Here is a 766-nt window from a genome sequence, read left to right as displayed (position 1 = left end):
TCCACGTTGTTGGATCAGTTACGTCATTTCCCCATGGCCGATCACGATGATGGCCCAGATGCCCTGCATATGCTGTGGTCGCTAGCCGTCTCTCGCGCCAGCTCTACCCAAATTCACACCCGATCACGACACAGTTACGACGGCGCACGCTTAGGCGGCGGTGCCTGGTGAGGATGTTATGCCACAGATTGTTGACCAGTTTGGTAATCCACTCAAAAAAGATGCGTTAAAAACCCGCCAGACCATCCAGATGGCCGGGACGGTGCAACGTTACCCGGAGCATCTCTCCAAGGGTATGACCATCAAAAAGCTGCCCCGCATTCTGCAACAGGCCGAGCTGGGAATGCTCAGCGCGCAGGCCAGCTTTTTCGAAGATATGCTTGAGCGTGATGGGCATGTTTTTGCCGAGATGGAGAAACGTAAAAATGCCCTGTTAACGCTTGAGCGCACTATCGTGCCACCGGAGAACGCCAGCAGCGTCGAGAAGAACGCCACCGCCGCTGTGAAAGAGTGGTTTAGCGGCATTATGGAATTGGAGGATGTGATCCTAAATGGCGCAACGGCCATCGGCCACGGCTTCAGTTGCCAGGAGATCCAGTGGGCCACGGTAGAAAAGGTGCTTATCCCGCAATACCTCCATTTACGCCCGCATCATTGGTTTAATTCATTGCCGGAAAAAGGCGATGAGCTGCGCCTGAATAGCACCAACCCGGATGGTGATGCCCTGTGGCCGTTCGGTTGGCTGATACATCGAGCCAACGCCCGC

1 protein-coding gene is annotated in these 766 nt (G+C 55.1%); it reads left to right on the top strand.

Translation table 11 applies throughout. The features are described from left to right. Window positions 1-178 precede the first annotated feature (178 nt). Window positions 179-766: phage portal protein family protein (locus tag EHO01S_RS17230; RefSeq protein WP_024525092.1), on the top strand; the 588-nt coding region annotated here is incomplete at its 3' end.

The sequence above is a fragment of the Edwardsiella hoshinae NBRC 105699 = ATCC 33379 genome, from assembly GCF_000474215.1.
GTDB lineage: Bacteria > Pseudomonadota > Gammaproteobacteria > Enterobacterales > Enterobacteriaceae > Edwardsiella > Edwardsiella hoshinae.
The sequence above is the reverse complement of the archived record's forward strand: the minus strand, read 5'-3'. Positions and strand labels throughout refer to the sequence as shown.